Raw genomic sequence first — 1,850 nt, forward strand, 5'->3', positions numbered from 1 at the left:
TCCGGCGAGCTCCGCGCGCCGCCGACCGAGGTACTCCTCCGTCGCCTTGTTGACGAACGTCCAGCGCAGGCCGGAGTCGGTCACCGAGACGGGGAACGGAACCGAGTCGAGGATCGCCTCGTACCAGAAGACCTTGTCCACTACGACGTCGAGCGTGGCGTTGACGCCCTCCACGATCGCGCGGAAGTCGCCCTGGTGCCGCGAGACGTCGGCGCGCGTCTCGAACCGCCCCGCGCGCGCCGCGTCCGCCAACGTCCTGGCGTCGGCGACGAGCGCGCCGACCGCCGCGACGCAGGTGTTGAGGTTGTTCTTGATCGTGTTGAAGTCGCCGTTGTACGACTGCGCGATCGGCGCCGGGATCTCTCCCTTGGCGATCTTGTCCAGGTAGTCGGCCGCGACGTTGAGCGGGACGATCACCGCGTCGAGCGTGTCGTTGACTCCCTGCACGACCTCGCGGTAGGCCCCGTGGAAACGCGCGGCGTCGCCGCGCGCCGCGAGGCGCCCTTCCACCGCGTCCTTGGAAAGCCGCTCCATCTCCTCGATCAGCGCGCCGACGGCGTCCACCGTGCCGTTGAGCGCCGGCGCCACCTCGTCGGCGGCGTCGTGGGCGGCGACGCGCGCGTCGAGGTTCCCGTCGGCGATCTTCTTCATCTGCGCGACGAGGAGCTGCAGCCCCGCGGCGAACTGGTCCATCGTCCGCCCCATGTCGCCGAGCTCGTCGGCGCGCGTCGAGTCGACGCGCGCGCCGAGATGCCCGAGCGACAGCTCGTGGAGGACGCCCGCGCAGGCGCCGAGCGGCTCGACGATGCTCCGCGTCAGGCGCCGCGCGAAGAGGACGAGGCCGGCGCCGCCGAGGACCAGGACGAGCGCGACGAACCCGACCGCCCAATGGACGAGCGAGGCGTTGCGCTCGGCGATCGTCTTCGATTCGTCGAGGATCGCCTTGTTGAGCGCGTCCATCGACGCGCTGATCCGCGTCGAGACGGCGTTCCCTTCCTTGCTGATCGGCGGCTGGCCGCCGGCCGACACGACCGCGACGACGCTCGGCTCGTACCGCCCGCGCCAGTCGCGGTAGGCCCGGTCGGCGTCGGCGAACTCCGCGATCGCCCGCTTGATCGCCGGCGCCTGAACCGACGCCTCGACCTGCGCGCGTTCCTGGTCGACGACCCGCATCGCGTCGTCCACCTGCGCCGAGAGGGCGGCGACGCCGGCCGCGTCGTGCGCGAGCGACATCTTGACGACCGCGGCGCGGATCCGGCCGTACTGCGCGGTCACCACGCCCATGTGCACCGCCGGGCGGGCCACCTGTTCGTCGAGGTCCCGGCCCGCCGCGGAGACACGGAACAGCGCCCCCCCGGCCGCGATCGCGACCACGACCGCCAGCAGGCCAGTGATCAGGAACCCGCCGACCAGCTTCTTTCCAATCGCCACGTCGTCCAGTCTCGAAGCCATGCTCCATCTCCTGCAACGGTCACGAACGCGGCCCGGAGACTCTCGGAGATCCTCCTCTCGTTGCGCATCCGGAGGTTCTCTCGCCGCCGCAGCCGCAGCCCTTCTGTGTGGCGACTAACTTCGTCGGCCAGTTCGGTTTCAGGTTCTTAACGGCGCCCGGCGGCGGAACTTGAGGGAACACTCGCCGCGTCGCGCGGCGCGAACTAAGCTGTCGCCATGCCCGCGCCGCTCGGCTCGCTCAAAGACCAGACCATCGACGTCCTCGTCCTCGGCGGAGGACTGCTCGGGACGTCCACCGCGCGCGCCCTCGCCGCGCGCGGGGCGCGCGTCGCGCTCGTCGAACCGATCGATTTCGGCTGGGGCGCGTCGGGAAGGACGTCGCGCCTCGCGCTCGAGGA

2 protein-coding genes are annotated in these 1,850 nt (G+C 71.2%); one reads left to right on the forward strand and one right to left on the reverse strand.

All coding sequences use genetic code 11. The features are described 5' to 3' along the window. Positions 1 to 1,452, reverse strand: a 1,452-nt coding sequence (locus LLG88_15805) for a HAMP domain-containing protein (GenBank protein MCE5248374.1), incomplete at its 3' end; no start/stop codon positions are given. A gap of 216 nt (positions 1,453 to 1,668) precedes the next feature. Between LLG88_15805 and LLG88_15810 the strand changes: the two genes are divergently transcribed. After that, on the forward strand, positions 1,669 to 1,850 hold a 182-nt coding region (locus tag LLG88_15810; GenBank protein ID MCE5248375.1), incomplete at its 3' end, for an FAD-dependent oxidoreductase.

The sequence above is a fragment of the bacterium genome (assembly GCA_021372775.1).
Taxonomy (GTDB): Bacteria; Acidobacteriota; Polarisedimenticolia; order J045; family J045; genus JAJFTU01.